Origin of the sequence: Saccharothrix tamanrassetensis (assembly GCF_014203665.1) — a bacterium.
Taxonomy (GTDB): Bacteria; Actinomycetota; Actinomycetes; order Mycobacteriales; family Pseudonocardiaceae; genus Actinosynnema; species Actinosynnema tamanrassetense.
Genome location: NZ_JACHJN010000018.1, coordinates 13,790 through 39,063, shown reverse-complemented (window position 1 = coordinate 39,063; position 25,274 = coordinate 13,790). Strand labels below are relative to the sequence as shown.

The 25,274-nt window shown below is 69.7% G+C and carries 16 protein-coding genes and 3 pseudogenes; 9 read left to right on the top strand and 10 right to left on the bottom strand.

What is annotated here, in order from left to right:
* Nucleotides 1-654: 654 nt before the first annotated feature.
* Nucleotides 655-1,830, bottom strand: a complete 1,176-nt coding sequence (locus FHS29_RS35460; protein ID WP_184698958.1) for an MFS transporter — start codon at nucleotides 1,828-1,830, stop codon at nucleotides 655-657.
* Nucleotides 1,831-2,728: 898 nt separating this feature from the next.
* Between FHS29_RS35460 and FHS29_RS35455 the strand changes: the two genes are divergently transcribed.
* The 5 genes and pseudogenes from FHS29_RS35455 to FHS29_RS35445 all read left to right on the top strand — a co-directional run bounded on the left by FHS29_RS35455 (nucleotide 2,729) and on the right by FHS29_RS35445 (nucleotide 8,238).
* Nucleotides 2,729-4,960, top strand: a complete 2,232-nt coding sequence (locus FHS29_RS35455) for a condensation domain-containing protein (protein WP_184698956.1) — start codon at nucleotides 2,729-2,731, stop codon at nucleotides 4,958-4,960.
* Between the two features lie 233 nt (nucleotides 4,961-5,193).
* Nucleotides 5,194-5,394, top strand: a pseudogene (locus FHS29_RS38590) (chorismate-binding protein); the annotation flags it as partial.
* 70 nt (nucleotides 5,395-5,464) lie between these two features.
* Entirely contained in the window at nucleotides 5,465-5,689 is a 225-nt protein-coding gene (locus tag FHS29_RS37450; RefSeq protein WP_246441212.1) for a phosphopantetheine-binding protein, read from the top strand.
* Nucleotides 5,665-7,890, top strand: a complete 2,226-nt coding sequence (locus FHS29_RS35450) for a condensation domain-containing protein (RefSeq protein WP_312865250.1) — start codon at nucleotides 5,665-5,667, stop codon at nucleotides 7,888-7,890. The genes FHS29_RS37450 and FHS29_RS35450 overlap by 25 nt, the downstream gene beginning before the upstream one ends.
* Nucleotides 7,891-7,899: 9 nt before the next feature.
* Nucleotides 7,900-8,238, top strand: coding sequence for a hypothetical protein (locus tag FHS29_RS35445; protein WP_221457271.1), 339 nt, complete (start codon nucleotides 7,900-7,902; stop codon nucleotides 8,236-8,238).
* Nucleotides 8,239-8,609: 371 nt separating this feature from the next.
* Here the strand turns inward: FHS29_RS35445 and FHS29_RS35440 are convergent, their stop codons facing one another.
* The 5 genes and pseudogenes from FHS29_RS35440 to FHS29_RS35425 all read right to left on the bottom strand — a co-directional run bounded on the left by FHS29_RS35440 (nucleotide 8,610) and on the right by FHS29_RS35425 (nucleotide 13,787).
* On the bottom strand, nucleotides 8,610-10,712 hold the full coding sequence (locus tag FHS29_RS35440; protein ID WP_184698950.1) for a beta-propeller fold lactonase family protein: 2,103 nt from the start codon (nucleotides 10,710-10,712) through the stop codon (nucleotides 8,610-8,612).
* A 288-nt stretch (nucleotides 10,713-11,000) separates the two neighbouring features.
* A pseudogene (locus tag FHS29_RS37445) lies at nucleotides 11,001-11,264 on the bottom strand (M15 family metallopeptidase domain-containing protein); the annotation flags it as partial.
* A gap of 12 nt (nucleotides 11,265-11,276) precedes the next feature.
* The gene (locus FHS29_RS37440) at nucleotides 11,277-11,513 is read right to left on the bottom strand and encodes a hypothetical protein (protein ID WP_246441210.1); all 237 of its coding nucleotides are present in this window, start codon (nucleotides 11,511-11,513) and stop codon (nucleotides 11,277-11,279) included.
* Nucleotides 11,514-11,673: 160 nt separating this feature from the next.
* Nucleotides 11,674-13,101 (bottom strand): sensor histidine kinase, encoded by a 1,428-nt coding sequence (locus tag FHS29_RS35430; RefSeq protein WP_312865249.1) that lies wholly within the window; start codon nucleotides 13,099-13,101, stop codon nucleotides 11,674-11,676.
* On the bottom strand, nucleotides 13,098-13,787 hold the full coding sequence (locus tag FHS29_RS35425) for a response regulator (RefSeq protein ID WP_184698948.1): 690 nt from the start codon (nucleotides 13,785-13,787) through the stop codon (nucleotides 13,098-13,100). The genes FHS29_RS35430 and FHS29_RS35425 overlap by 4 nt, the downstream gene beginning before the upstream one ends.
* 233 nt (nucleotides 13,788-14,020) lie before the next feature.
* On the opposite strand from FHS29_RS35425, the gene FHS29_RS35420 reads away from it, so the two are divergent.
* The 4 genes and pseudogenes from FHS29_RS35420 (at nucleotide 14,021) to FHS29_RS35400 (ending at nucleotide 18,867) form a co-directional block, all read left to right on the top strand.
* The gene (locus FHS29_RS35420) at nucleotides 14,021-14,476 is read left to right on the top strand and encodes a YfbM family protein (protein WP_184698946.1); all 456 of its coding nucleotides are present in this window, start codon (nucleotides 14,021-14,023) and stop codon (nucleotides 14,474-14,476) included.
* A gap of 910 nt (nucleotides 14,477-15,386) precedes the next feature.
* Nucleotides 15,387-17,144, top strand: a pseudogene (locus tag FHS29_RS35410) (ABC transporter ATP-binding protein).
* Between the two features lie 42 nt (nucleotides 17,145-17,186).
* Entirely contained in the window at nucleotides 17,187-17,906 is a 720-nt protein-coding gene (locus FHS29_RS35405; RefSeq protein WP_184698942.1) for a phosphatidylserine decarboxylase, read from the top strand.
* 61 nt (nucleotides 17,907-17,967) lie between these two features.
* Nucleotides 17,968-18,867 (top strand): dimethylarginine dimethylaminohydrolase family protein, encoded by a 900-nt coding sequence (locus FHS29_RS35400; protein WP_184698940.1) that lies wholly within the window; start codon nucleotides 17,968-17,970, stop codon nucleotides 18,865-18,867.
* Between the two features lie 1,404 nt (nucleotides 18,868-20,271).
* On the opposite strand, the gene FHS29_RS35390 is transcribed toward FHS29_RS35400, so the two are convergent.
* The 4 genes from FHS29_RS35390 to FHS29_RS35375 are packed head-to-tail and all read right to left on the bottom strand — an operon-like array spanning nucleotide 20,272 to nucleotide 25,089.
* Nucleotides 20,272-22,020 carry an ABC transporter ATP-binding protein gene (locus FHS29_RS35390; RefSeq protein ID WP_184698938.1) on the bottom strand — a complete coding sequence of 583 codons (1,749 nt, stop codon included), beginning with the start codon at nucleotides 22,018-22,020 and terminating at the stop codon, nucleotides 20,272-20,274.
* Nucleotides 22,017-23,765, bottom strand: a complete 1,749-nt coding sequence (locus tag FHS29_RS35385) for an ABC transporter transmembrane domain-containing protein (RefSeq protein WP_184698936.1) — start codon at nucleotides 23,763-23,765, stop codon at nucleotides 22,017-22,019. Before FHS29_RS35385 ends, FHS29_RS35390 begins: the two co-directional genes overlap by 4 nt.
* A 60-nt stretch (nucleotides 23,766-23,825) precedes the next feature.
* Entirely contained in the window at nucleotides 23,826-24,824 is a 999-nt protein-coding gene (gene sbnB, locus FHS29_RS35380) for a 2,3-diaminopropionate biosynthesis protein SbnB (RefSeq protein WP_184698981.1), read from the bottom strand.
* 7 nt (nucleotides 24,825-24,831) lie between these two features.
* Entirely contained in the window at nucleotides 24,832-25,089 is a 258-nt protein-coding gene (locus FHS29_RS35375; RefSeq protein WP_184698934.1) for a phosphopantetheine-binding protein, read from the bottom strand.
* Between the last annotated feature and the right edge of the window lie 185 nt (nucleotides 25,090-25,274).

Genomic DNA, 25,274 nt, shown 5'->3' with positions numbered 1-25,274 from the left:
GCACAGCTGTTCACTCAATGTGGTGACACGGTGAAGCCGTTCGCCCGGTATGGAGAAGCCAGACGGTGCTCACGTCGCAGAAGAAGTCCACGGACGGTTCACCGAATCGCGCATCGGCAGCCCCGACCCGAGCGAAGCCGTGGTCGGCAACCGGTGGTCACTCATCCCCTCTGGCCCATGGCGGCCCACTGTCCACCGCCCTGTCCGAGGACACCACCACCGCGTACAGCCGCCGCCGCACTCCCGACCTCTGGTGCTCGATCGTGGTGGTCGTGTGGGTCGACCATCCGGGCGCGCAGCCGGGCCGCTGCTCGGACGCGACTTCACCGCCGAGGGGGCACAGGTCCGAATCCTCTCGTCCCGACGGTCTGAAAGTGCCCGCTGGCTCTCGACGCTGCCGGCGACACCTACTACGCGTTGGAACGCTACGGACGTCCTGCACTTCCACCGGTCGGCAGCCGGCGTCTTCGGCGAGTGTGGCAACGTGCGTCGACGACCGGAGCCCTGGTGAACCTGGGCGCCGCTCTGCTGCGGGCCGTGGCGTTGAGGCGGATGCGAGTCCGGCCGAGGCGACGCGTCTGCTGACCGAGTTCTACGACGCCGCCTCCGCCGCACTGCGCGGGTGGGGTCGCGGACGGGTAGATCGCCGGCGGTTCAGCTGCGGCGCGGTAGGCGGGTGATGGTCAGTGCCCCCGCCACGACCGCGGCGAGTGCGCCGGCCAGGACGAAGGTCGTGCCGAGGCCGACGGTGTCGATGACGGGCTGCGCGATCAGCGGTGACGAGAACTGGCCGAGGAACAGGGCCGAGGTGAGCAGCCCCAGCGCCTTGGTTCGTGCGCCGGGGGACACGGAGGCGACCAGCCAGCCGTTGCTGGTCGGGTTCAGCAAGCCGACGCCGACGCCCACCACGACCATGCCGAGACCGGCCGTCCAGAGCGTGCCCGCCGACCCGATGAGGAACAGCCCGACGGCGAGCGCCGCGAACATGGCCGTCGCCAGCACCGCGAAGTTCCACCGGGTGTGCAGTCGTCGGTAGTTCAGGCCCACCAGGGTCATCGCCAAGTTCACCGCGGCGATCAGGGCGCCGGCGACCGCCGGACCCGCTCCGCCCACCTCGGCCAGCCAGAACGGGGCCTGGGTCGGCACGGTGTAGAACGCGACGACGCCCAGGAACATCAGCGCGTACAAGCCGAGCGACCGCCGTTGCCACGGTGTGCCCTCCGAAACGCCTTCCGAGGGCTGCACGGCCGCCTCGGGCACGAACCGGAGCACGAGAACCAGCAGCGGCACCGCCAGCAGGTACACCGCGAACGGCCCGCGCCAGCTCCCGTCCGCCAGCACACCGCCCAGCAGCAACGCCACAACCCCGCCGAAACCCATCGCCGCGCCCTGCAGGCCCAGCACTCGGCCGTGCTCCCGGGTGGGGTGGTGATCGGCGAGCAGAGCGGTCGACGTGGTCATGATGCCCGCGATGCCGACGCCGAGCAGCGCCCGCCCGACGAGCAGCCCGGACAGCGAGTCCAGCACCAGCCCCGAACCGCCGCCGACGGTGTAGAGCGCCAGGCACGCCGCCAGCACCGGCACACGACGTGTGCGGCCGCTGACCCGCGCCAGCAGCGGGGCGGACAGCATGATCAGCAGACCCGGTAGCGTCAACACCAGGCGCACCAGCAGTTGCGCGTGCGGCTCGCCGGCGAAGTGCCGCTCCATGCCCGGCAGCGCCGGAGTGATCGTGGCGCTGGCCATGATCGTCATCGTGCTGACGCCGAGCAGCGTCCCCAGCAAGGACTTCGGCGGTCGCCGCACGTCCGCGACGGTTGTTGCGGTCATGGCGGCGACGCTAAGACCTCGACCAAACTGGAGGTCAACGATCATGTCGCCCCGATCACGTCAGGGTGGGGTTTGCCCAGCGGCCGTCAGGCGCCGCCTCCGATCGTCCGGTGGTCGACCGGGACCGGTAGCCGGCGACGCAGGAGGATCCCGCCCCTCGGCAACGTGAGTCAGGTGCTGCGGCGCGTGACTCACCCATTGGAGGCGGAGACCGGACACCACGCGGGCGTGCCGTCGCGGGCGGGAGTGGGTTTCGGGCGAATTCAGCGGACAGCAGCTTCCGGGTCACTTTGTACAGCAGCGAAACGATCGCCCGGTCATGCTCTCACGACGGTGTCGCCCTCGCTCTACCGACGACAATGCCTTGTTGAGCGGATGCGAGTGCGGACCCACTGTGTCCCACCGCTTGTGGGCGGATCCCGGAAACAGTCCGACTGCTGCGCGAGCACCGGAGGCGCACCACTCGACGACATCACCGCGGCACTGATCGAGTAGATGGCGTGCGACTTCTTCCACGTCGACTCCGCCGCCACCCTCGATGGCCGACTCTCGGAATCCCACAGGGTTGAATCGTGTGGTTCCGCCCGAAGCAGTGGCGTAGCAGGTGATCCGCCGGACGGACCAGGAAAACGAGAAGGCCGTGAAGTATGCGGCGTGCCGGAGTCCGGGCACTGACCGGATCGGGCCCGTCCGATGATCTTCGTGCCGGTACCGGCGATACAGCCGAGTGGCCCTGCAGGGATGAATGGTCAAGCCGTAGCCTGTTTCCGGGGTAGCCCACTGCCGCCGGCATGAAGCCTCCCGATGCGATAGGAGACGCTCCTGTGGCTGTACGAGCCGAGCTCACGTCGTGCCCCGACCCTCTCGTGATCCGGAGGTGCTGGTCTTGGCTTTCGGGGTGACGGCCCGAACTCTGCCCTTGTCGGCAGTGCAGGCCGCCATCTGGTTCGGACAGCAGCTTGCTCCGGCGAGTCCCGCTTACAACACGGCCGAGTACGTGGTGATCGAGGGCGCCATGGATCGGGCGCGGTTGATGTGGGCGGTGCGCACAGCCGTGGCGGAGGCGGATTCCCTGCATGCGCGCTTCCCACTCGACCAGGGGCAGCCAACCCAGGTGATCGAGCCCGTGCGGGACTGGCGGTTTCCGGTGCTGGATCTCACCGTCGAGGCGGACCCGTTCGCGGTGGCACTGGAGTGGATGCGCCAGGACGTGCGTACGACCGTGGACTTGGCGTCCGGACCGCTGTTCGCCGAGGCGCTGTTCGAACTGGCCGACCACCGGTGGGTGTGGTACCAGCGTGTCCACCACATCGCTCTGGACGGTTACGCGTTCTCCCTGCTGGCTCGACGCGTGGCCGATCTCTACACCGGAACGGAAGGCGTCAGGTTCGGGTCGTTGGAATGTGTCGCCGACATCGACCGGACGTACCGGGATTCGCCGCAGTTGCGCGAGGACGCGTCGTTCTGGCGCGACTACCTGGCGGGGCTGCCCGAACCGCCGCGGTTGGCGGGCCGGGTCGCGGCCATCGACGGGCACGCCCTGCGTTGCGCGAGGACGCTGTCGCGGAAGGATGCCGATGGGTGGCGCGAGCTGGCTCGCGCCGCGGAGGTCGGGTGGCCTGAACTGGTCATCGCCGCCGTCGCGGCTTATCTGCACCGTGCCACCGGGGCGCATGAGGTGGTGCTGGGGTTGCCCGTGATGGGCAGGCTGGGCACGGCGGTGGCACGGGTGCCGGCGGTCGTGATGAACATCGTGCCGGTGCGCGTCGCGGTCGGTCCGGTCGACCCGCTGCCCGCGGTGGCGCGCGAGGTGGCCGGGCAGCTGCGGCGGATCCGGCCGCACCAGCGGTACCGGCACGAACAACTCCGGCGGGACCTCAACCTGGTCGGCGGCGATCGAGCGCTGTTCGGTCCGGTGGTCAACGTGATGCCGTTCGACAACGACCTGCGCTTCGGCGAGCACCGCGGTCGGGTGCACAACCTGGCCGCCGGGCCGGTGGAGGACCTGTCGATCGGTGTGCGGGCCTCTTCCGAGGCGGCCGGGCTGGAGGTCGAGCTGGACGGCAATCCCGCGTTGTACGGGCACGAAGACCTGGCACGGCACCGTGACCGGCTGCTGCGGTTGCTGGACCAGGCGGTTCGCGACCCCGACCGGCCTGTCGGCCGCATGGCGTTGGCGGAGGTGGCGGTCGCGTCCCGGGCGCGGCGCCCGCCCGCGCCGGACGTGGTGGACCTGATCCGCCGGCACGCCGCCACCCACCCCGATGCGGTCGCCATCGAGCAGTACGGGGTCCGGCTGACCTACGCGCGCCTGATCGCGGAGGCGGATGAGCTCGCCGGACGCCTCCGCGACCGGGGCGCCGGAACGGACGTCCCGGTAGCGCTGCTCATGCGCCGGCGGCCGGAGACGGTCGTGGCGGTGCTCGCCGTTCTGATCGCGGGTGCGGCGTACGTACCCCTGGACCCGGACGCGCCCGAGGAACACACCCGAGCGCTGCTGGAGGCGACCGGGTCGCCGATCACCCTCGGCGAGAATGGAGCGCTCGCCGGCAGCGCTGCGGCGCAACCCGGTGCGGCCACAGCGGATCGTCTGGCCTACATCATCCACACCTCCGGTTCCACCGGCCGGCCGCACGGGGTGCTGGTGTCGCGAGCCGCCCTGGCCGAGTTCGTCCGCGCCGCCACGGAGCGGTACGGCATCACCGCCACCGACCGGGTGCTGCAATTCGCCGTGCTGCACTTCGACGCCAGCGTCGAGGAGGTGTTCCTCACCCTGTGCGCGGGCGCCACCCTCGTGCTGCGGAGCGAGGAGATGGCCCGTTCCGCCGACGGGTTCCTGCTCTACTGCGACGAAGCCCGCATCACCGTTCTGGACTTGCCGACCGCGTTCTGGCACGAGTTGGCGCACACGGTCACGACGCGCCAGGGCTTGCCCGCCTCCGTGCGCCTCGTGATCATCGGCGGCGAGGCCGCGTCCGCCGCCGTGGTCGACCGGTGGGTAGAGGCGGTGCCGCACGTGCGGTTGATCAACTCCTACGGGCCCACGGAGGCGACCGTCGTGGCGTGCGCGGCCGATCTCAACGGAAAGGCCGTCGGGGCGGCGACGGTCGCAGAGGAGGTCCGTAGATGATCGGTCGCGGTACCGAGGGCACGGTGGCCCTGGTGACCGGCGCGGGGCCGGCCCGAAGGAGCCACCGGTGATCACCTCCGACGTACCCCTGACGGAACCCACCGACGTCTTCCGCGAGGTTTGCTTCTACTTCGCCTCGCCCACCGGCACCCTTCTCGCCGAGAGAGGGGATCGGACCCTGTCCGCTGTGGAGGTCCTCGACGTTTCCTCGGCCCGGGAACTGCTGCCGACCTGTGCGATGTGGCACCTGTCCACCAGGATCACCGGCGTGCTGCGACACCGACACCACGGCGTTGCACCTGGCGACGGCGTTACACCCGATACCGGCGGTGTGCGGGGTACCGCGGGAGAGCGCCAGGACGTTGATCGGCGAGTTGGAGCGGTTCGATCGCGGTTTCCACTCCGGACTGGTCGGCTGGACCGACGGGCGCGGCGACGGCGAGTGGGTTGTGGCGCTGCGCTGTGGCGAACTCAGCGACCGGACTTTCGAGTTGGAGGAGCGGCATGAACACCGAGAGCAGGGACCGGGTGCGGGAGCGGATCGCGGCACAGCTGGACATTCCGCCCGAGGTGATCGCGGACGACGACAACCTCCTCGACCACGGCTTGGACTCGGTGCGGGTCATGGCGCTGGTCGAGTCGTGGCGGGCGGATGGCGCAAGGGTGTCGTTCGCCGACCTGGCCGAGTCTCCCACCGTCCGAGCGTGGACCGACCTGTTGACGCGGTGATCGGCCGGATCACCCGTGGCATGTCCGCCGGCAGTAGGAGGGATTCGATCATGTCGGTCAGCGAGCCGAACGCCGCCGCGGCGGTATCGATCGGCAGACCCTTGGCCAACACGGAAGCTTACGTCCTCGACTCCGGGTTGCAGCCGGTGGACGTGGACCTGGTCGGGGAGCTGTACCTGGCCGGCGACAGCCTGGCCCGGGGATACCTCGACGATCCCGCGCTGACCGCGCGGCGGTTCGTGGCGAACCCCTTCGGCTCGTCAGGTAGCCGGATGTACCGGACGGGCGACCTGGTCCGGTGGCGTTCGGACGGGGAGCTGGAGTACGTCGGCCGTGCCGACTTCCAGGTCAAGATCCGCGGCTTCCGCGTCGAACCGGGAGAGGTCGCCGCCGTCCTCGGCACCCACCCCGGTGTGAGCCAGGCCGTCGTGGTGCCGGACGGCAACCGGCTGCTCGGCTACGTGACCTCGCTGTCGGGCGTCGATCCGCAGGACGTGCGGGCACACGTCAGGGCCCGACTGCCCGAGTACATGGTGCCCGCCGCCGTGGTGGTGGTGGAGGCCTTCCCCCGTACGGCCACCGGCAAGCTGGACACCGCCGCGTTGCCGGCTCCGGTGGCCGTCGGCAGCGGGGGCGAGCCGGAGACAGAGGCCGAGCATGTGCTGTGCGACCTGGTTTCGGCACTGCTCCACGTGGATGCCGTGGCTCCGACCGACGGGTTCTTCGACCTCGGCGGGGACAGCATCGTGTCGATGCAGCTCATCAGCCGAGCCGCGGCAGCGGGGTTCTCCATCACCCCCGCCGACGTCTTCACCCACCGAACCGTGCGAGGCATCGCGGCAGCCGCCACCCCGGTGACCACCACGACGACCGAGGAGCCGACCGAAGCCCTCGGCACGGTGCCGGCCACGCCGATCATCGCCTGGCTCGGTGGGGTGGGCGTCGATGTGTCCAGCTACCACCAGGCGGTCGTCGTGCGGACCCCGGTGGGCGCGGACGAGGACCGGTTGCGGCGTGCGTTGTCGGCGGTCATGACCCGGCACGACGTGCTGCGGGCACGCCTGGTGCCGGGCGACCCGTGGTCGCTGCACATCCCCCCGACCACAACTGTCGACCTGACGAGGGTGGACGCGGCGGCCGACGATCTCACCGCCGTCGTCGAGCGAGAAGTCAAGGCTGTGGGGAACCGGCTCGATCCCGAGGCCGGACGAATGATGGCGGCGGTGTTCGTCGACGCCGGGCCGGCACGCGCCGGCAGGTTGTTGCTGGCCGCACACCACCTCGTAGTGGACGGCGTGTCGTGGCGGATCCTGCTGCCCGACCTGGCCGACGCGTACCGGGGGAAACCGCTGCGGCGCTCAGGCACCTCCTTCCGCCGCTGGAGCCAAGCGGTGGCCGCCCGCGTCCACGACTTCCGGCGTGACCTACCCGCCTGGCTCGAGGTGCTCGCCGCCCCCGAGCCGCCGCTCGGATCCCGCCGCCTCGCACCGGGTATCGACGTCGAGGGTGCGAAACGCCGGCTCACCGTCACCCTGCCCACCGACATCACCACCGCCGTGCTGGGAGCCGTGCCGGCGGCCTTCCAAGCCCACGTCGACGAGGTACTGCTCACCGCGCTGGCGGTGGCCCAGCAGCGGGTCCGCCGGCTGACCGACATCGTGGTCGACCTGAAGGGACACGGCCGGGTGGACCTGGGTCCGGACATCGACGTCACCCACACCGTCGGCTGGTTCACCAACGTGCACCCGGTCCGGCTACGCATCGGCTCCGACACCACGAGCTCGGCAGTGGACGCCGTCAAAGAGCAGCTGCGCGCGGTGCCGGACCCTCTCGGATTCGGGGTGTTGCGCTACCTCGATCCCCTGAGCGCAGCCCTGCTCCAGGCACGTCCCCCGGCACAGATCGGGTTCAACTACCTCGGCAGGTTCACCGTCGACGACGAGGACTTCGCACCGGCCACCGACAAGGTCGCCCTGGTAGGCGGATTCCCCCCGCACATGCCGGCCATTCACGTCCTTGACCTCGACGCCATCACCCACGAACACCGAGACGGGCCTCGACTCACGGCAACATGGGCTTGGCCGGGCGAGCTGATGGACCAGGCCGAGGTCACAGCGCTCGCTCGCGAGTGGGTCAACGCGCTGGCCGAGCTGGCGGGGATCCGGTGTTCCGGGTCGTCGATTCGTTGTAAGGAATTGTGATGGCTCGTCGTGGGCCTGCGTTACCCGTTGGTGCCGACCGAGGCGGAGCGTCTGACGCTGGAGGCGTGGCCCGCGTCGTCGGTCGACGGCGAAGGCTTCGGCCTTGCGGTCGCGGATCGGGTGCGCCTGCAGCTCAGTAGGGATCGGAACAAGAACGTGCAGATCCCGGTGCTGTGCCACCAGATCACCGTCCTGGAAGGCGAACCGAGCCGCACCCAGGTCAGGGCGGCGGGTACCACCGGCGTCCTGGTCGCGTGTGGAGTGCTCCAGGCCGGGTCGGCGTCGATTCTCCGGCCGGATCCAGGCGGCCGGTTCGGCCAGTCCTCAAAGGACACTGATTCGGGGTGAGTAGCCGAGGTCTGTGGACCGACGGACCCTTGAGTACGCACGACACGCCCCGCAGCGTCTACCACAGACTCGACCAACCGGTGCGGGAGGCCGTCATGGCTGCGCATCCTGCTGCTCGTCCTCGGCGTCTACGGCGTGATCTGGATGTTCGGCTTCTACGCGGGTGCGCACACGCGGCCCCACTACATCGACCACGAACTGGTGCTCCGGGTGGGCCACCTGGCGGCGATCTTCATGCACGTCGACTCGATCCGCGAACCGGTGCCCCTGGCCACCATGCTTGCCCCTGGCCACCATGCTGGTGGCCAGGGGCACCGATTCGGTGTGTTCGGACGTGCCCGCGCCGATCGAGCCGCGGGTGCGGAGGCCGGTCAGTCGATCTGGTCCAGGACCACGTGCTTCGCGCCCTTGCCGGGAACGTTGCGGCACAGGTGGTTCCACTTGTCGCCGGAGTACTCGTAGAACGCGGTCAGGCAGGCGCCGAGTGCCTGCTGGCCGTAGTAGTTCGGGTGGACCGACTCGTCGGTGTCGCCCTGGTTCACGAACGGTGTGGCGTCGAGGAATCGGGCCCATTCCGCCTTGTCACCCAGCTGGGGCTTGAGGTGGTTGTCGTAGTCGGTCGCCTGCTCCGCGCTCTTGGCGCACACCTCGTGCCCGCTGAACAGGTCCCGCACGTCGAGGAACTCCACCTCCTTCTGGTCGGCCACGTACTCCAGCGAGTCGGCGATCTTGGGCACCACGACGTTGCGCACCCAGTCGGCGTCGGAGTTGTAGACCGGGCACCCGCCGACCTGGTAGCGGTCGTAGCCGTTGGCCTCCGGGTAGCGGATCTGCGCGCCGGTCGGCACCGGCGAGGGGTAGGACTGGAGCACGAACCGGTAGTCGTCGCGGCGGTAGCCGGCGGCGGCCATCACCTCGCGAACCTTGTCGATGGCCAGGGCGACGTTGGTCTCCGCGCGCACCAGGCCGTTGGTGAAGGCCGTCGCCTTCTCGGCCCGGCAGCGCGGGCCGCTCCTCAGATACGTGATCACGCAGCTCTTGATGATGTCGCGGAACCCGATGTCGTTGCCGCCGACGTTGAGCACGACCAGCTTCACCCGGTAGTCCCGCGCCACCAGGGCGAGTTGTTGGGACTGGGGAGGCTCGTTCTTGAGCGGCGTGTTGATGATGTCGGACGTGTCGGCCCCCGAGCAGGCCAGGTTGATCCGGCGGGTGACGGGCAGGTCCGCGGCCTGGATCTGCGCCGAGTAGGACCGCAGGCACTTGTTGTCGTAGGAGCGGCCGTAGACGATCTTCGGGTCGTTCTTGCAGGAGTTGGTGCCGAGCGGGCCGCAGCGGTACACGGCGCGATCGGTGCCGAGGACGTCGGTGCCCCTCAGTCCCTCCCGCACCCCGTTGCCCTGCCACCGGCCCGCGACACCGGAGATGAAGCTGTCGCCCAGCGACACGGCGGCGGTGAGGGTCTGCGGCACGCCGGTGGCGATCCCGGTGGGACCGGAGTCCACGTCGGCGGTGGAGACGCGGGTCGTCGCGGTGTCGATGACCGACGTGGTGCCGGACTCGCTGTTGGACACGTAAACCTTGTCGCCGTCCGGGCTGATGGCCACGCCCGTGGGCCGGTGACCGACACGCACGACGTACCGCACCGCGATCGAGTCCGTCGTGGCGGGATCGGTGTCCAGCGCCGTGACGGTGTCGTCGGCCCCGTTGGAGACGTAGGCGCGCAGGCCGTCGGGGGCCACGGCGACCCCGGACGGCCCCGCGCCCACGGCCACCGTCTGAATCCGACGGTTGCTGCCGGTGTCCAGCACGGACACGTCACCGGAGCCGGTGTTGACGACCAGGACCTTGCTGCTGTCCGGGGTGGCCGCCAGCCGACCCGGGCGGGTGCCGACCGCGATGTCGTCCACGTGCGCGGTGGTGGTGGTGTTCAGGACGGACACGGTGTTGCTGTTGGTGTTGGACACGTAGGCGCGGGTTCCGTCGGGGATCACGGTGATGCCAGTCGGGCTCTTGCCGACCGCGGTGAGCGCCACGACGCGGTGCGTGGCGGTGTCGATCGTGCTGACCGTGTTGGAGCCCGCGTTCGTGACGAACGCGCGGGTGCCGAGGGCGTTGAACGCCACGCCGGCGGGGTGGCTGCCACCGGACGTGAAGGTGGCGATGACGCTCTTGGTGGCGGTCCGGATCGCAGAGACGGAGTTGGACGTGGTGTTGGCCACGTAGGCCAGCGACCCGTCGGGCGAGATCGCGACGGCCGAAGGCCCGCCGCCCACCCGGATGGTGGCCGTGCCGCCGGTGGACACGCTGATCGTGGTCACGGTGTCGGACCCGCTGTTGGCGACGTAGGCGAACCCGAGCTCCCCGGCCACCGCCGGAGGTGCCACGACCGCCACCCCGGCCACCGCCAGACCCACGACCGCCGCACCGGCCACCGCGCACCGCGCTGTTCGCTTGAGCAGATACCTCGCCACGGGGTTCCTCCCGGTATTCCACAAGGATTTCGAATAGGCGACTTCCTCTCGCCCGACGGGTATCGGCGATTTCCGACACGGCATTTCGCTCCATCCGGGTGACAACCCGAATGGACGCCGTGCGGTTGATCAGAGTTGATGGAAGTCGATCGGCGCGGTGATTGCCCGGTGCGGGACCATTCGCAGCGCGAGTGGTTCACTTCTTGGGGTGGCGGTAGAATCCTTCGCCGGTGTTGCCCCCCCCGGATGATCATATGCCCAGCGTGGGCGAGAAGCGTCGCGCGGCGATCACCCGGAGGCGTCGGCGCGCGGCACGGGGCATTCCCCACCGGGGGCGACGGCGAGTTCGAAGTGCCACATCTCGTTCGCATACGTCTGGCACAGGCCGTACTCCGCGCCGTTCCGGATCACCCAGTCGGCGGCGTCGGTCGGGCCGATGTCGACGGCCTTGCCGGTCACGTGCGTCGACTTCTCCGGGGTGTTGACCAACCTCCGCGCCTCCGCGAGGCTCCCGTGCTTGGCCACGGCTTCATCCAGCAGGCGTTGTTGGTACGCCTTGCTCCGCTAGCCCGAGGTCACCTTCAGCTCGACACCCGCGGCACGAGCGTCCGCCGCGGCCTTTCGCACGGCCGCCAACAGGTCCGGGTCCATCTTCCGGATCGCGACGTGCTGGGAGTGGGGTGAGATGCCGGGGTCGGGAATGTGCCCGTCCTCGTTTGCGCTCTTCGGGAAGCCACTGCCGCTCGTGGTGTTCGACGTGCAGGCCGTCAACGCTGCCACGAGCGCGGTGAAGACCGCCACCGAGGTGAGGCGGCCGGACTTCCGACTACCGTCTTCCTTCGCGCGCACCGCTTCGCAGAACATGTTTCCCCGCTGGTCGTGTCGGATCTGAACACCTCCGACACTGCCGGTTCGATGTCTGCGCCCCGTGCGAGTCGTGTTCTCGTTGTGTGACAGCAGTTCAACACTCGTGCTCGACCGCTCCTCGCGGCACGGTGAGGGTGAACACCGCGCCGTCGACGTTGGCGACTTCCAGCGTGCCGCCGTGCAAACGGGCGTTCTCGTGGGCGATGGCCAGCCCGAGCCCGCTGCCCTCCGTGCGGCTGCGGGCGCGGTCGCCACGCACGAAGCGGTCGAAGACGACCGGGGTCAGGTCGTCGGGTAGACCGGGGCCGGAGTCGGCCACCGTCACGCGCACCCGCCCGGTTTCCGTGCCGTCGACGGTGACGTCGACCGGTGGTGCGCCGTGCCGGACTGCGTTCGTCACGAGGTTGCGGACGATCGTGTGCAGCCGGCGCGGGTCTCCCAGCACGACGACGTCCCCAACACGTCGGACGGGGATGCCCGTGCCCGGCGCGCTCACCTCGACGGCGTCCGAGACCAGGGCTGCCAGGTCGACGACCTCGGGACGCAGCTCGGCCGCGCCCGCGTCGAACCGGGACATCTCCAGCAGGTCCTCCACCAGCCCGCCGAGCCGCCTCGTCTGGCTGCCCAACAGCTCCGCCGACCTGGCCCGGTCCGCGGCGTCCGGGCTCTGCAGGCCGTCCGCGGCCGCGACCATGGACGCCAACGGGGTGCGCAGGTCGTGTGCCACGTCGGCGACGAACCGCCGCTGCTGCTGGTCCTTGAGCCGCAGCTGTTCGATGGACTCCCCGAGCCGCTGTGCCATCGCGTTGAAGGAACCGGCGAGGGCGGCCAGCTCGTCCCGGCCCTGCACGGGCAACCTGGTGGCCAACTCGCCGGCCCCGAACCGCCGGGCGGCGTCGGCCGCGGTGCGCACCCGGCGCTGGATCGCCCGTGCGGCCAACACGCCCAGCGCGCTGCCGAACAGCGCGATCAGCACCGCCACGGCGGCGAGCCGGGTGCGCAGGGTGGCCAGTTCGCTGTCGATGCCGCGCGTGTTGTAGAACTCGGCCAGCAGCAGACCCGGTTCGACCTCGCCGACGATCACGAGCTGCGAACCCTCCGGGGTGTCCACGGTGTAGCGCACCGAACCCCGGCGGTCCCGAACCTGGTCCACTTCGGACATGGGGAGCTGACCGGGGAACCACCCCGTGCCGGCCACCGGGACGTACATCCCGTCCCGGGAGACGGAGACGGGACCGGACGTCGGGGTGAAGTTCACCAGCGCCCACGTCAGGCCCAGCCGCGCCCGCATGTACTCGGCCACACCATCCACAACGGACTTGAAGTCGGTGCTGCGGACGAGGAACTGGTGCGCCTGCTGGGTGTCGGAGTCAAAAGCGGCCTGCGCCGCGGCGGTGAACCGCTCCCGGGTGGCCCCGGCCTGGAGGTGGTAGGTCGTCAGCGCCATCGCGACGGTCGTGACCAGGGTGACGACGACGACGGTCAGCACGATGCCGGCCCGCAGGCCCGGCCGCCACGTCACGGCTTGACCAGGCGGTAACCGAATCCCCGGACGGTGCGCAGCAGCACGGGGTTGGTCGGATCGGGCTCGATCTTCGCCCGCAGGCGGGCCACGGCGGCGTCGACCAGGCGCGAGTCGCCGGAGAACCCGTAGTCCCACACCCGCTTCAGCAGCGCCTGCCTGCTCAGGACCTGACCCGCGTGCTCGGCGAACTCGATCAGCAGGCGGATCTCCGTGGACGTGAGGTTCAACTCCTCGCCGTTCCGGGTCACGACCATCGCGACGGTGTCGAGTTCCAGGTCGCCCAACGTGTGCACGTGTTGCCGCGACGGCTGTACGGGCACCGCGCGGCGCAGGATCGCCTTGATCCGGGCGTCGAGCACTCGCGGCTCGACCGGTTTCACGACGTAGTCGTCGGCACCGCACTCCAGGCCCACCACGATGTCCACCGCGTCACCGCGAGCGGTCAGCAGAATCACCGGAACCGTGTCGCCCGACCGGATGCGGCGGCACACCTCGAACCCGTCGACACCGGGCAGCATCACGTCCAGCAGCACCAGGTCCGCGGCCACCCGCCGCTCGACCAGGCTCTCCAACGCCTGCTCTCCCGTGGTCGCCACCGCGACTTCGTGCCCGAGGCCGCGCAGGGCGAGCGTCAACGCCTCGGCCAACATCGCGTCGTCCTCCACGAGCAGCAACCGCGACACTGGTGGAACTCCTCGTCCTCGGCACGACCTCCCGCCCACAAGCGTATATCCCCACCATCGACGACGAGTGTGCGCGCCCTGCCGCAGGATGATGACAGGTCTGTGACGAAGTGTGACGAACGCGCACAGCCGCACCCCGGCCGACGCCGGGATCGGCGATCGACCGACCACAGTGGTCCGGACGTGGAAGACTGGCCGCCGGTTGAAGCAGTTGATGCGGGAGTGGCGAATTCATGGGGATGACGCTGTCGTTCACCCGGGTGACCCCGGCGGAGCTGGATCGGGCGTTCGAGGATCCGGAGTGGGCACGGGAGCACCTGGACGACGAGGAGCTGCCGTACTGCTTCCTGGAGAAGTCGTGGGCGGGTATCCAGTTCCTGCTGGACGCGGCCGAGGTGAGGGTCGACGTGTACGAGGACGGTGACGCCATCGACGAGGAGTGCACGCTCTTCGGTTGGAGCGACAGCATGGTCGCCGAGGCCGCCAAGGCGTTGAGCGCCACGCCGTTCGAGGTGTTGGCCGGCTACTACGACCCGCGGAAGTTGAGCGAGAAGGACGTCTACCCCATGAAGCACCTCTGGGACGCCGACGACATCGACTACCTGCGGTACAACTACCAGGACCTGGTCGCCTTCTTCGAAGAGACGGCCGCCTCGGGGAACGCGGCGATCCGGCACTTCAGCTTCTGACCCTGGAGCCCCGCGAACGGCGGCCACGTCACATCGCTCGAACGAGTGGGTTGGGGTCGGCCTTCCCGAGCGGAGGCGGTTCGGGTGTGTTCTGCTGGACGACGGCACGCCGAAAGGCAGGAGGGCCGTCCTTATTCGCAGGACTCGTCGCACTGGGCGCGGGTCGGAGTTGCTCTACCGCGTGGGCATCCCCGACGGCCGGGTGTCGAGCCTCCACAGGTGAGGCGGGGAGTTCCCCGACGGTGTGGTCGTGCAGGGCGGTGTCCTCTCCTGGACCGATGGGAAGAAGGTCGCCGGTCGCAAGCGACACATCTTCGTGGACACCACGGGGTTGCTGTCGGCAGTTCCGGTGACCCGGTCTCGGCGCAGGACGGGGTCACCGCCCGCAGCCTGTTGCCGCGCCTGCGCGCCACCGCCGGCAAGCGGGTCTCGTTGGTGTGGGCCGACGGCGGCTACACCGGCACCCTGCTCGACTGGACCCGAACAACTCCCGGCCTGCTGGTGGAGATCGCCCCAACGCCCCGATCTGCCGACCTTCACCGTGCTGCCCAGAAGGTGGGTGGTCGAGCGGACTCTGGCCTGGATCACGGGACATCGTCGCTGTGTCCGCGACTACGAACGTCTACGCCACCACCACGAAGCTATGTCGCCGATCAGGCTTCCGCTCTTCTCACGGCAAACTCGGGTAGGCCGATCCCACCGCACTGATCGCATACACCGGTCACGGACAGGCCATGGTCTGTCCGACCACCCTGCGTAGGGCCTCGCGTCAATGGATCGGGTGATTCGCCGGTTCTGGCGGCGGACGGCACGCCGTGCCGTGTTGGAGACCAAAGCGCGAGGGCAACCTGGTTGACGGTGTGTCGTCACTACGACTCCACACCGAACGCCACCGCCAGGAGGAGCCCTCATGCTGGGTAGGTTGCCGCGCGCCGCGTCGTCGATGCCGGTGTTGCGCGATCGGCTCGCGAACCGACGCGGCGCGGTGGCAGTGGTACTGGTCCTGGAGCTGGGCGCGCGGGGGGTCGGGCTGGTCCAGCCGCTGGCCGCGCGGCACGTGGTCGACGGTGTGGGGTCGGCCCGGAACCTGACCGGGCCGATCGCCGTGCTCGGCGCTCTGGCCGTCGTGGGCCTGCTGTTCAACTACGTCGCGTACCGCCAACGGGGCAAGTTGAGCGAGCGGTTCGTGCTCGACCTGCGCAAGGAGGCCGCACGCAGAACGATCTTCGCGCCGGTTCCGGTGGTGGAGTCCAGGTCGGCGGGTGACATCCTGTCCCGCATCGGATCGGACACCACCCTGGTGCAGCACACGGTGGTCAAGGCGTTGGTCGACCTGGTCGTCGTGCCGCTCACCGTGGTCGCCGGCATCGTCCTGATGCTGTTCGTCGACCTGTCCCTCGCCGCCCTGGTCGTCGGGCTGCTGGCCCTGGCCGCGGTGGTGGAGTTGAAGGTCTTCGGCCGCCTGGTGCGGAACACCGAACGCGGCCAGCAGCACGTGGGCGCGATGACGGGAGTCGTGCACCGCCTCCTGCCGGCGTTGCGGACGGTCAAGGCGTCGTCGATGGAGCACCGCGAAGCCGAGTCCTTCGACCGGGAGGCCGGGTCGGCTTACCGGGCGGGCCTGCGGGCCGCGAAGACGGGTGCGTTGGCCGACACCGTGGCGTACGCCTCCGTTGACCTGACGTTCCTGACCGTTCTGGCCGTCGGTGTCCTCGAGGTGAGCGCCGGCACGGTCGGTGTGGGTGATCTGGTCGCGATCCTGCTGTACGTGGTCTACATCCAGGACCCGGTGGAGTCGTTGACGGAGTCGGCGAGCCGGTTCTCCGAGGGGTTGGCGGCGCTGCGGCGGATAACCGAACTCCTGGAGCTGCGTCCCGAGACCGAAGCGCTGCCGCCCCGCGCGCACGTGACCGGTCGTCCGCGGAAGGACGGCTGCGCGCCCGGGCGGTACCTCCGGCTGGATCAGGTGTCGTTCAGCTACGAGGGTCGCGAAGTGCTGCGGGACGTCACGATCGAGGCGCGGCCGGGACTGACCGTGCTCGTCGGGTCTTCGGGCGCGGGCAAGACGACCATCCTGAGCCTCGTCGAGCGGTTCGTCGAGCCGGACCGGGGTCGCGTGCTGCTCGACGGGGTGGACGTGCGCGAATTCCCTTTGCCGGACCTGCGTCGACGTGTGTCCTACGTGGAGCAGGAGGCGCCCCTGTTGGGCGACACGATCCGCGAGGCGGCGACCTACGGGATCGACGGCCTCGATGACGGGGAACTGCAACGGGTCCTGGCGTCCGTCGGCCTCGACGCGTAGATCGGCGGTTTGCCGCGTGGGCTCGACACCGCGGTCGGCGAACGCGGTGTGCAGATCTCCGGCGGCCAACGCCAGCGGCTCGCCGTCGCCCGCGCGCTGGTGCGGCACAGCGAGGTGCTGCTCCTCGACGAAGCGACCTCGCAGCTGGACCCGCTCACCGAGCAGATCCTCGTGGAGTCGGTCGTGCGCGAACACAGCGACCGGATCGTGCTCGCCGTCACGCACCGGCTGCCGCTCGTCCACCACGCGGACCAGGTGGTCCTGCTGCACTGCGGCTCGGTGTACGCGACCGGGGTGCACGAGCAGCTCATGCACGACCCGACCTACCGGGAGGTCCTCGCGACCCCTGTCTCAGCCGGCCGATGAAGGCTGCGGCAGGTCACCAGCCGTAGTGGATGGGAGAGCAAGATGGTGAAATCGTTGCGTGAATGGGTCACCGAGGACGTGGATCCCGTTCGGGACAGGTCGGTGGTGTGGCTGTCGGAGCACCACTTCTTCCGCGACCCGATGCGGTCGGTCTACGTCGATCCGGCGTACTTCTTCGCGCCCGCCGACGGGATCATCATTTACCAGGCCGTCGTCGAGCCCGACGCGCCGGTCGTGGAGATCAAGGGCAGCTCTTACACTTTGCGCGACGCCGTCCGGGACGACAGCTACGACGAGGTGAGCCTCGTCATCGGCATCTTCATGACGTTCTACGACGTGCACGTCAATCGAGTGCCCTACTCGGGGCGACTGACCTACCGGGAACTCGATGCGATCGACTCGGTCAACCGGCCGATGCTGCACGTCGAGCACGAACTCCTGAAGCGGCTACGGGTTCCCGCCACCGGCGGGGAGTACCTCAGGCACAACCAGAGGATGGTCAACCGCATCGACGCCGACGAGTTGTGCCGCCCCTACTACATACTGCAGATCGCCGACTACGACGTCAATTGCATCACGCCGTTCGGCCTCGCCCAGCACCGTCCGGTCCAGCAGGGATGGCGATTCTCCCAGATCCGCATGGGATCGCAGGTGGACCTGATCATCCCCCTCGGGGGACGGCACGACCTGCGGCCGTTGTGCGAACTCGGTCAGCACGTGCAGGCAGGACTCGACCCGTTGGTCCGCATCGTCGGCAAATGACTTCAAGGAGGAAGCTGTGCTTGAGGACAACATTGGGAACGTCCCGTGCAACCCCAGTCGCATGGACAAGCCCGCCTTCATACTCAACCCACCGTTCTCGCTCTCCACCGAGGTCGCGAACAACATCTGGATGGAAGAACTCCCGCCCGACCTGAGGCAGTGCGACACGGACAGGGCGGTGACGCAGTTCTTGGCGCTCTACCGGCACCTGGCCGCCGAGAGCCTGGTGTTCCTCCTGCCGACGCCCTACCCGGACGGCTTGCAGGACTTGGTGTACACGGCCAACCTCGGCATCGTCCTGGAACACCTGCCGGACCGGAACACGGTCGTGGTCTCCAACTTCGCGTCCCCGCCGCGCAGGGGAGAGACGGAGGTCGGTGTCCGGTTCTTCGAGTCGATGGGCTACCGAACCGTGGTGCCGGACACGAAGTTCGAGGGCGAAGCCGAGCTGAAACACCTGCACGACAACGTCTACGTCGGTGGGTACGGCCAGCGCTCGCAGTGCGAGACCTACGACTGGCTCGAAAGCGCCTACGACATGGTGGTCGTCAAGCTGGCCGAGACCGACCCCTACCTCTACCACCTGGACTGCACGGTGTTCCCCATCACGGCGGAGCAGACACTGGTGTGCACCTCGAAGTTCGAGCACGACGAGCTGCGCATGCTGGAGAAGCACACCGAGGTCATCGACGTGTCCCTCGACAGCGCTTACAACGGACTGTGCAACTCGGTGCGGCTGAACAACGTCATCCTCAACTCGTCGCACATCCACGACCTGCGTTCCGGCAGCGACGAGTACCAGGACGAGCTGCGCAAGAACCGCGAACTCGAAGACATCGCGACGAAGCTGGGGTTCGAGGTCGTCCTGGTGAACCTGAGCGAGTACCACAAGAGCGGCGCCATGCTGTCGTGCATGGTCATGCACCTCAACCGCAATTCCTACCAGTTCAGCCTCTTGTGACGCCGACATCGGTAGCACGTGGAGGCGCGAGCGCGCAGATCCTCGACGGGAACACGTCCCGCCTCCTCGTCCGAGACCGGTGACTTCGCTGGATAAGTGCCCGTCTTTGAGCTTGAGCTTGAGCAGTCGTGCCCGTTGGTGCGCAGACAAGGGAACCCCTGGTAGATCGGACGTTGTCGAAGCGCCGCTCTGCCAGGAGTTCCGTTGTTATCGTGCCCGATCGCCGCGGGCGGTTCCACCGCGGGTGCCCCTGCTCTGGCCTGGCCGCCTCCAACCACTCCACCGTGCGGACAGGTCGATATCCGACCGACTTCACCGACGCCCAGTGGGCCGACCTCGACCCGCTGCCGCCGATCCCGCGTGCCTGGCCGGTCGGGGCGGGCGGTGGTAGAAGCCTGATGTCGGGCGATCGTGGACGCGATCCTGTACGTGCCCGACAACGGTGTCGAGCGGCAAGTTGTTGCGAATATCCGGTAACGATCGTCCGGGGTGTGGGTGATGTGGGTGCGTCGCCGATGGATGTTCATGGTCGATCTCCGGTGATGCTCTGCTGGACGGCGGTCAGCGAGACGAGGCCGGCACCACCAGCACCACCTACGATCTCGCCGGCCAAGCGCTCACCACCACCGACGCACGCGGCCAGACGCTGGCCTTCACCTACGACGTGCTCGGCCGCAGGACCGCCCAGTACGCCGACACCACCAGCGGCACCAAGCTCGCCGAGTGGCATCGGCCAACTGCCTCGGAGATCCGCTGCCTCTCGCGCGCCGAAGGACAAGAGGTCAGGGTTCGAGAAGGGCTTGCAGGCGTTCAACAACTTCGCTGGCGGCGTAGTTGATGCCGTAGACCCGCTGAACCACCCACTGGTCAGCCCCGTGCGCTGATGGAAGACACGGCGGTGTCATACGGTCATGGCGACAGCAGCTGTGGGTCGGGACGGTGGTTGTTCGACCCGGTTCCTCGGGATGCTTCTGGGTCGGCATGATTCAACGGTGGCGCGGGAGATCGCCGCGAACGGCGGTCGTCGTGGTTATCGGGCGGTGCGGGCGCAGTGCCGGGCCGCCGACGGTCGTCGTCGGCCCCGGGCGCGTAAACTGGAGTCGTCGGCGCGGTTGCACGACGCGGTGAACGCCGGACTCGCCCGGAAATGGTCACCGCGGCAGATGCTGTACCGCTACGCGGCCCACTACAACCACCGCAGACCACACCGAACCCTGCAACTCACCCCACCACGACTCGGCCACCCGATCACAGGGCCAGGCTGCACCTCGATACGCCGCCGACCAGTCCTCGGCGGCCTGATCGACGAGTACGAACCCACAGCAGCCTAACCAAAGGTCAAACGACGCCGCCGACTTCTGACACCCCACAGGGTCGCTGCGGAAGCCGACCCGGGCGGTCGCGTCAGTCGCCGTGCCAGGACCGCCACAGGCGGCTGTAGGCGCCGCCGGCGGCGACCAGTTCGTCGTGCGTGCCGAGTTCGATGAGCCTGCCGTCCTCCATCACGGCCACGCGGTCGGCGTCGTGCGCGGTCTGGAGGCGGTGGGCGATGGCGATCACCGTGCGGTTCTCGAGCACTGCGGCCAAGGAACGCTCGGTGGTCCGTGCCGTCGTCGGATCCAGCAGTGCCGTCGCCTCGTCGAGGATGACGGTGTGCGGGTTCGCGAGCACAACCCGGGCAAGGGAAAGCTGCTGCGCCTGCGCTCCATCCAGTTTGGACTGGGTGCCCAGCACGGTGTCCAAGCCCTCCGGCAGGTCGTGGACCCAGGTCGCGCCGACGGAGACCATCGCCTGTTCGAGTTCGGCGTCGGTGGCCGTTGGTACGACGATGAGCAGGTTGTCCCGCAACGACTCCTGGAACACGTGGTGGTCCTGGGTGACGAGCACCACCTGCTCGCGCAGCCGGTCCGGGGACAGGTCGGCGACGGCCACGCCGCCCACGGTCACCGTGCCGGCACGGGGTCGGTCGACGCCCGCGATGAGCCGGCCGAGGGTCGACTTCCCCGCGCCGGACGTGCCGACGAGCGCGAGCCGTTCCCCCGGTCGCACGGTGAGGGCGACGCCGGAGAGCACGTCCCGGCCGCTGTCGTAGGCGAAGTACACGTCGTCCACGACGATCCGGTCGTCCCGCACCTCGGCGGTGGCCACCGCCGGCGCGGTCGGGACCAAGGCGATCCCCTCGACGCGGGTGTAGGACGCCACGGCCGCCTGGATCTGCTCCACCCAGACCGTGAGGGTGTCCAGCGGGCCGACCAGCTGTCGCAGGTAGATGGTCGCGGCGATGACGGCGCCGAGGCTGACCGCGCCGTTGTCCACGAGCGCCGCGCCGATCAGCAGGACCGCCACCACCGGCAGCATGTACGAGATGTCCATGGACGGGAACAGCACCGTGCGCAGCCTGAGCGTCCGCAACCGGGCGCTGCGGGCCTCGGCTACCGCGCTGTCCACGGTCCGCGCGCGTTCGTCGTGCAGACCGAGCGCTTCCACGGTGCGCGCGCCCTTCGCGGTGCTGGTGACGACGTCGGCCAGCTGTGCACCGGTCGCGGCCTCGTGCAGGTAGGCGGGACGCGCGCGGCGCAGGTACCAGCGGAGCGCGACGCCGATCCCGAGCAGCGACGCCAGCCCGCACGCGCCGAGGAGCGGGTCGACCACGAGCACCGCCGCGATCAGGAACAGCGCCTGCACCAACGCGATCAGCACCTCCGGGATCGCGCGGCGCAGCGAGGTCGCGACCATCGAGGAGTCGATGGTGCCCCGCACCACGAAATCGCCGACCGGCACCCGGTCCACGACGGCGGCCGGGATCGACAGCGCCCGCTGGAGGAAGCGCTCGCGGATGTTCCCGGCGGCCCGCTCGCCGAACCGGTACCCGACCGAGAGGGCCCAGCGGACGAGCAGCGTCTGCACGATCGTGAACGTGATGATCCAGACGGCGGGCATGTCGATCGTCCCGTGCAGGTCGGGCCCAGGACCCGCCTGCACGGCGTCGACGATCCGGCCGAGCAGCCACGGGGCGACCAGTCCTGCGCCGGCGGCCAGCGCGTTGAGCACGAGCATCGCGGCCACCGTGCCCCGGGCGGCCCTGATCTGGGCCCAGGCCGCGGCGCCGACCTGCCTGGTCGACGCGATCGGGAGCGTGGCTTCGCCGCTCATCGGCTCTCCACCTCGTCCTGTTCCTGTCCGGTGACGCGGGAGACGACCTCGCGGTAGGCCGGGCACGACGACAGCAGCTCGTGGTGCGTTCCGACCCGGTCGACCACACCGTCCACGAGGAGGACGACCCGGTCGGCGATGTCGAGCACCAGCGGCGAGGTCGTGGTCACGACTGTCGTGCGGCCATGTCGTGCGGCGGCCAGGCGTTCGGCCATGACGGCTTCGGTGTGCGCGTCCACCGCCGAGGTGGGTTCGACGGCGAGCAGCACGTCCGGGTCCGCGTACAGGGCCCGTGCCATCCGCATCCGCTGCTTCTGGCCACCCGAGAGGGTCGCCGCGCCCGACACGACCTTCGAGTCCAGCCCCTCGGGCAGCGCCTCCACGACGTCGTCGGCCACGGCGTCGCGCAGGGCCGTCCGGATCGCGCTGTCCTCCGGCTCGCGGCGACCGGCGACGGCGGTGCGGACGGTGCCGGCGAAGAAGTCGGCGTCGTTGTCGGCGACCAGGACCCGTTCCCGGAACGCGTCGACGGTGATCCCGTCCACCCGGACGTCACCCCAGGTCGCCTCGGTGTCGCGGAAGCGCCCGAGCCGTTCCACGACGGCGATCGCGTCGGCGGGACGGGCGCTCACCACGGCGGTGAACAACCCGGGTTCGACCACCACGCCCGACTCCGGTTCGACCAGCGCTGCCGGTCCGGCGGGCACGGGGGCGGCCGGATCGGTATCCCGGTGCTCCGGCTCCATCCGCAGCAGGTGGATCACCTGGCGCGCCGAGACCAGGGCCCGCGCGATGTCCCCGCTGCCCTCGATCAGCGCGCCGACGGGGATGACGAGCACCGCCACGTACCCGTGCACGGCGACGAAATCGCCGATCGAGATCTCGCCCGTGGCGGCCATCCGCGCGGCGATCCACACGACCACGGCGAGGAACAGCGCGGGCAGGCCCGTGGCGAGCGCGACCACCCAGCTCGCCGGACGCCCGACCTGGAAGCCCTTCCCGACCAGTTCCCGCGACTGCGCCCGGTACCGGTCGAGGTGGGCGTCCTTGCCGCCGATGCCGTTGAGGACCCGCAGGCCGCCGATCACGTCCACCAGCCGCCCGGTCAGCTGCCCCTGCAGCCGGCGGTACCCGGTGGTGGTCTGCTCGATCCGCCGCAGCAGCGGGCCGATGAACGCGGCCAGCAGCGGCACGCCCGCCAGCACGACGACGGCGAGCAGCGCCGAGATGTCGAACATGATCACCGCGATGCACGCGTACGCGACCACCGCGCCGAACCCGGGTCCGGTCACCGTCAACGCCTGCGAGACGACCTGGACGTCCCCGGTCCCGATCGCGGTGACCTCGCCGCTGTCCAACCGCCGGGACAACGTCGAGCCGAGCCTGGCCGACTGCCGCACGCTCGCCCGGATCGTGCGGAACGAGGCGTCCATCCGGATCCGGGTCATCGTGCGGTGGCGCGAGATCGCGAGCACCGCGATGAGGACCGACACGACCAGCAACGCGCCGGCCCACAGCAGCAGCGCCTGCCGGTCGCCCGGGATCAGCCCCCGGTCGATCGCCTGGGAGAGCACGAAAGGCGGCAGCGCCAGGCTCACCATCCAGGAGCTGCCCAGCGCCATCCCGGCCGCGATGCGCGCCCGCTGCGACCGGACCAGCCACAGCAGGTACCGGCCGGGCCCGCTGATGTCCCGCGGCGTCGGCGGGCGGTAGGGCTCCAGCGCCCCCGGATCAGTCCGACCCACGTCCGGACACCTCCCTCGTTCCCGGTACGGATTTCGTTGCCACCACTGGATAACCGCCGTTCACCGGTCGGGGTGCAGACCGCTGAAGAACGACGGGATCACCGTGGCGGTGCCCTCCGCGAGGGCTCGGCCGTGCACGACCTCGGCCAGCGCGAGGTCCAGCACGCCCAGCCCGAACGGGGAGAACACCACCGGCCGGTCGCCGGGTGGGGTGAACCGGCCGGTCAGGACGTCGGCGAGGGTGGCGTGCACGTGGTCCCGGTTGCCGGTCAGCTGCTCGGCCAGGTGTGGCGACGTGTTGGCCTGCAGGCAGTGCTCCACGTCGTCCACGACGTTGGTGGCGCCCAGGACGATCTGCGGGCTGAGGTCGCGCAACGAGATGTGCAGCACGACGGGGCGGTGGGCGAGCCAGTCCGCGTCGGTGACGTGCGGGGTGCCGGCGGTGGTGGCGAACACCACCAGGTCGGACTCGCGGACGGCCTCCTCGGCGGTGCGCGCGACCTCGGCCCGGTCGACCCGTTCGGCCAGTCGCGCGGCGCGGTCCGGGTTGTGGTCGTGCAGCAGCACCCGTTCGGCCGGGATGCCGACGGCGGCGAGGAATTCGGCGATGCGCGCGGCGATCAGCCCGGCTCCGACGAAACCGACCCGGCGCGCGGAACCCGCCAGGGCGCGGGCGGCGAGCGCGGCCGACGCCGCCGTCCGGGTCGCGCTGATCACCGACGCTTCCACGCACGCGGTGGGGAAACCGGTGCGCCGGTCGTTGAGGACGAGCACGGCGGAGGCGCGTGGCAGGCCCCGGTCGAGGTTGTCCGGGAAGCTGGAGATCCACTTCAGACCGGCGACACCGGGTTCGCCGTCGAGCGCGGCGGGCAGCGCGATGATGCGCGCCGCCGGATCGTCCGGGAACCGCAGGAAGTACGACGGCGGGTTGACGGTGCCGCCCGCGTCGTGGCGCAGGTAGGTGCGCTCGACCAGGTCGACGACGCCCGGGAGGTCGGCGTCGAGGATCGCGCGCACGGTGTCGGCGGAGACTACGGAAAAGGCCGTGACCACTGGGATTCCTCTGCTAGGAGAGCTGGCTCGCGATCGCCTTCCAGAGGTTCTCCGGAGTGGCGAAGGTGTCGTTGGTGAGCAGTTCGTCGGGGAAGGTGAAGGAGAAGCGGGTCTCCAGCTCCACCATCAACCCGATGACCGTGACCGAGTCGATGCCCGCGTCCTCCAGGTCGAGGTCGGGCGCCAGGGCGCCGGGCGCGGGCCGTTCGGCGAGGTGCGCGCCCAGCACGTCCTCGAACTCGGCAGGCCACGGCACGCGGTTCGACTGCACGTCGGCTTCCTCCTCGTCACGACGGCGGCCCGGCAACGCCTTCCGTTCCGGCGCCCGGGAATCGTGGTCCCGCCGGGTCCAGTCTCGGCAGGTCCATCGTGGACCGTCAAGGGCGAAGCCCGGTGGTCCGGCCCGCCTTTCGCGTCCAGATGCTTGCTACAGAAAGGAAACGTCAGGATACTGAC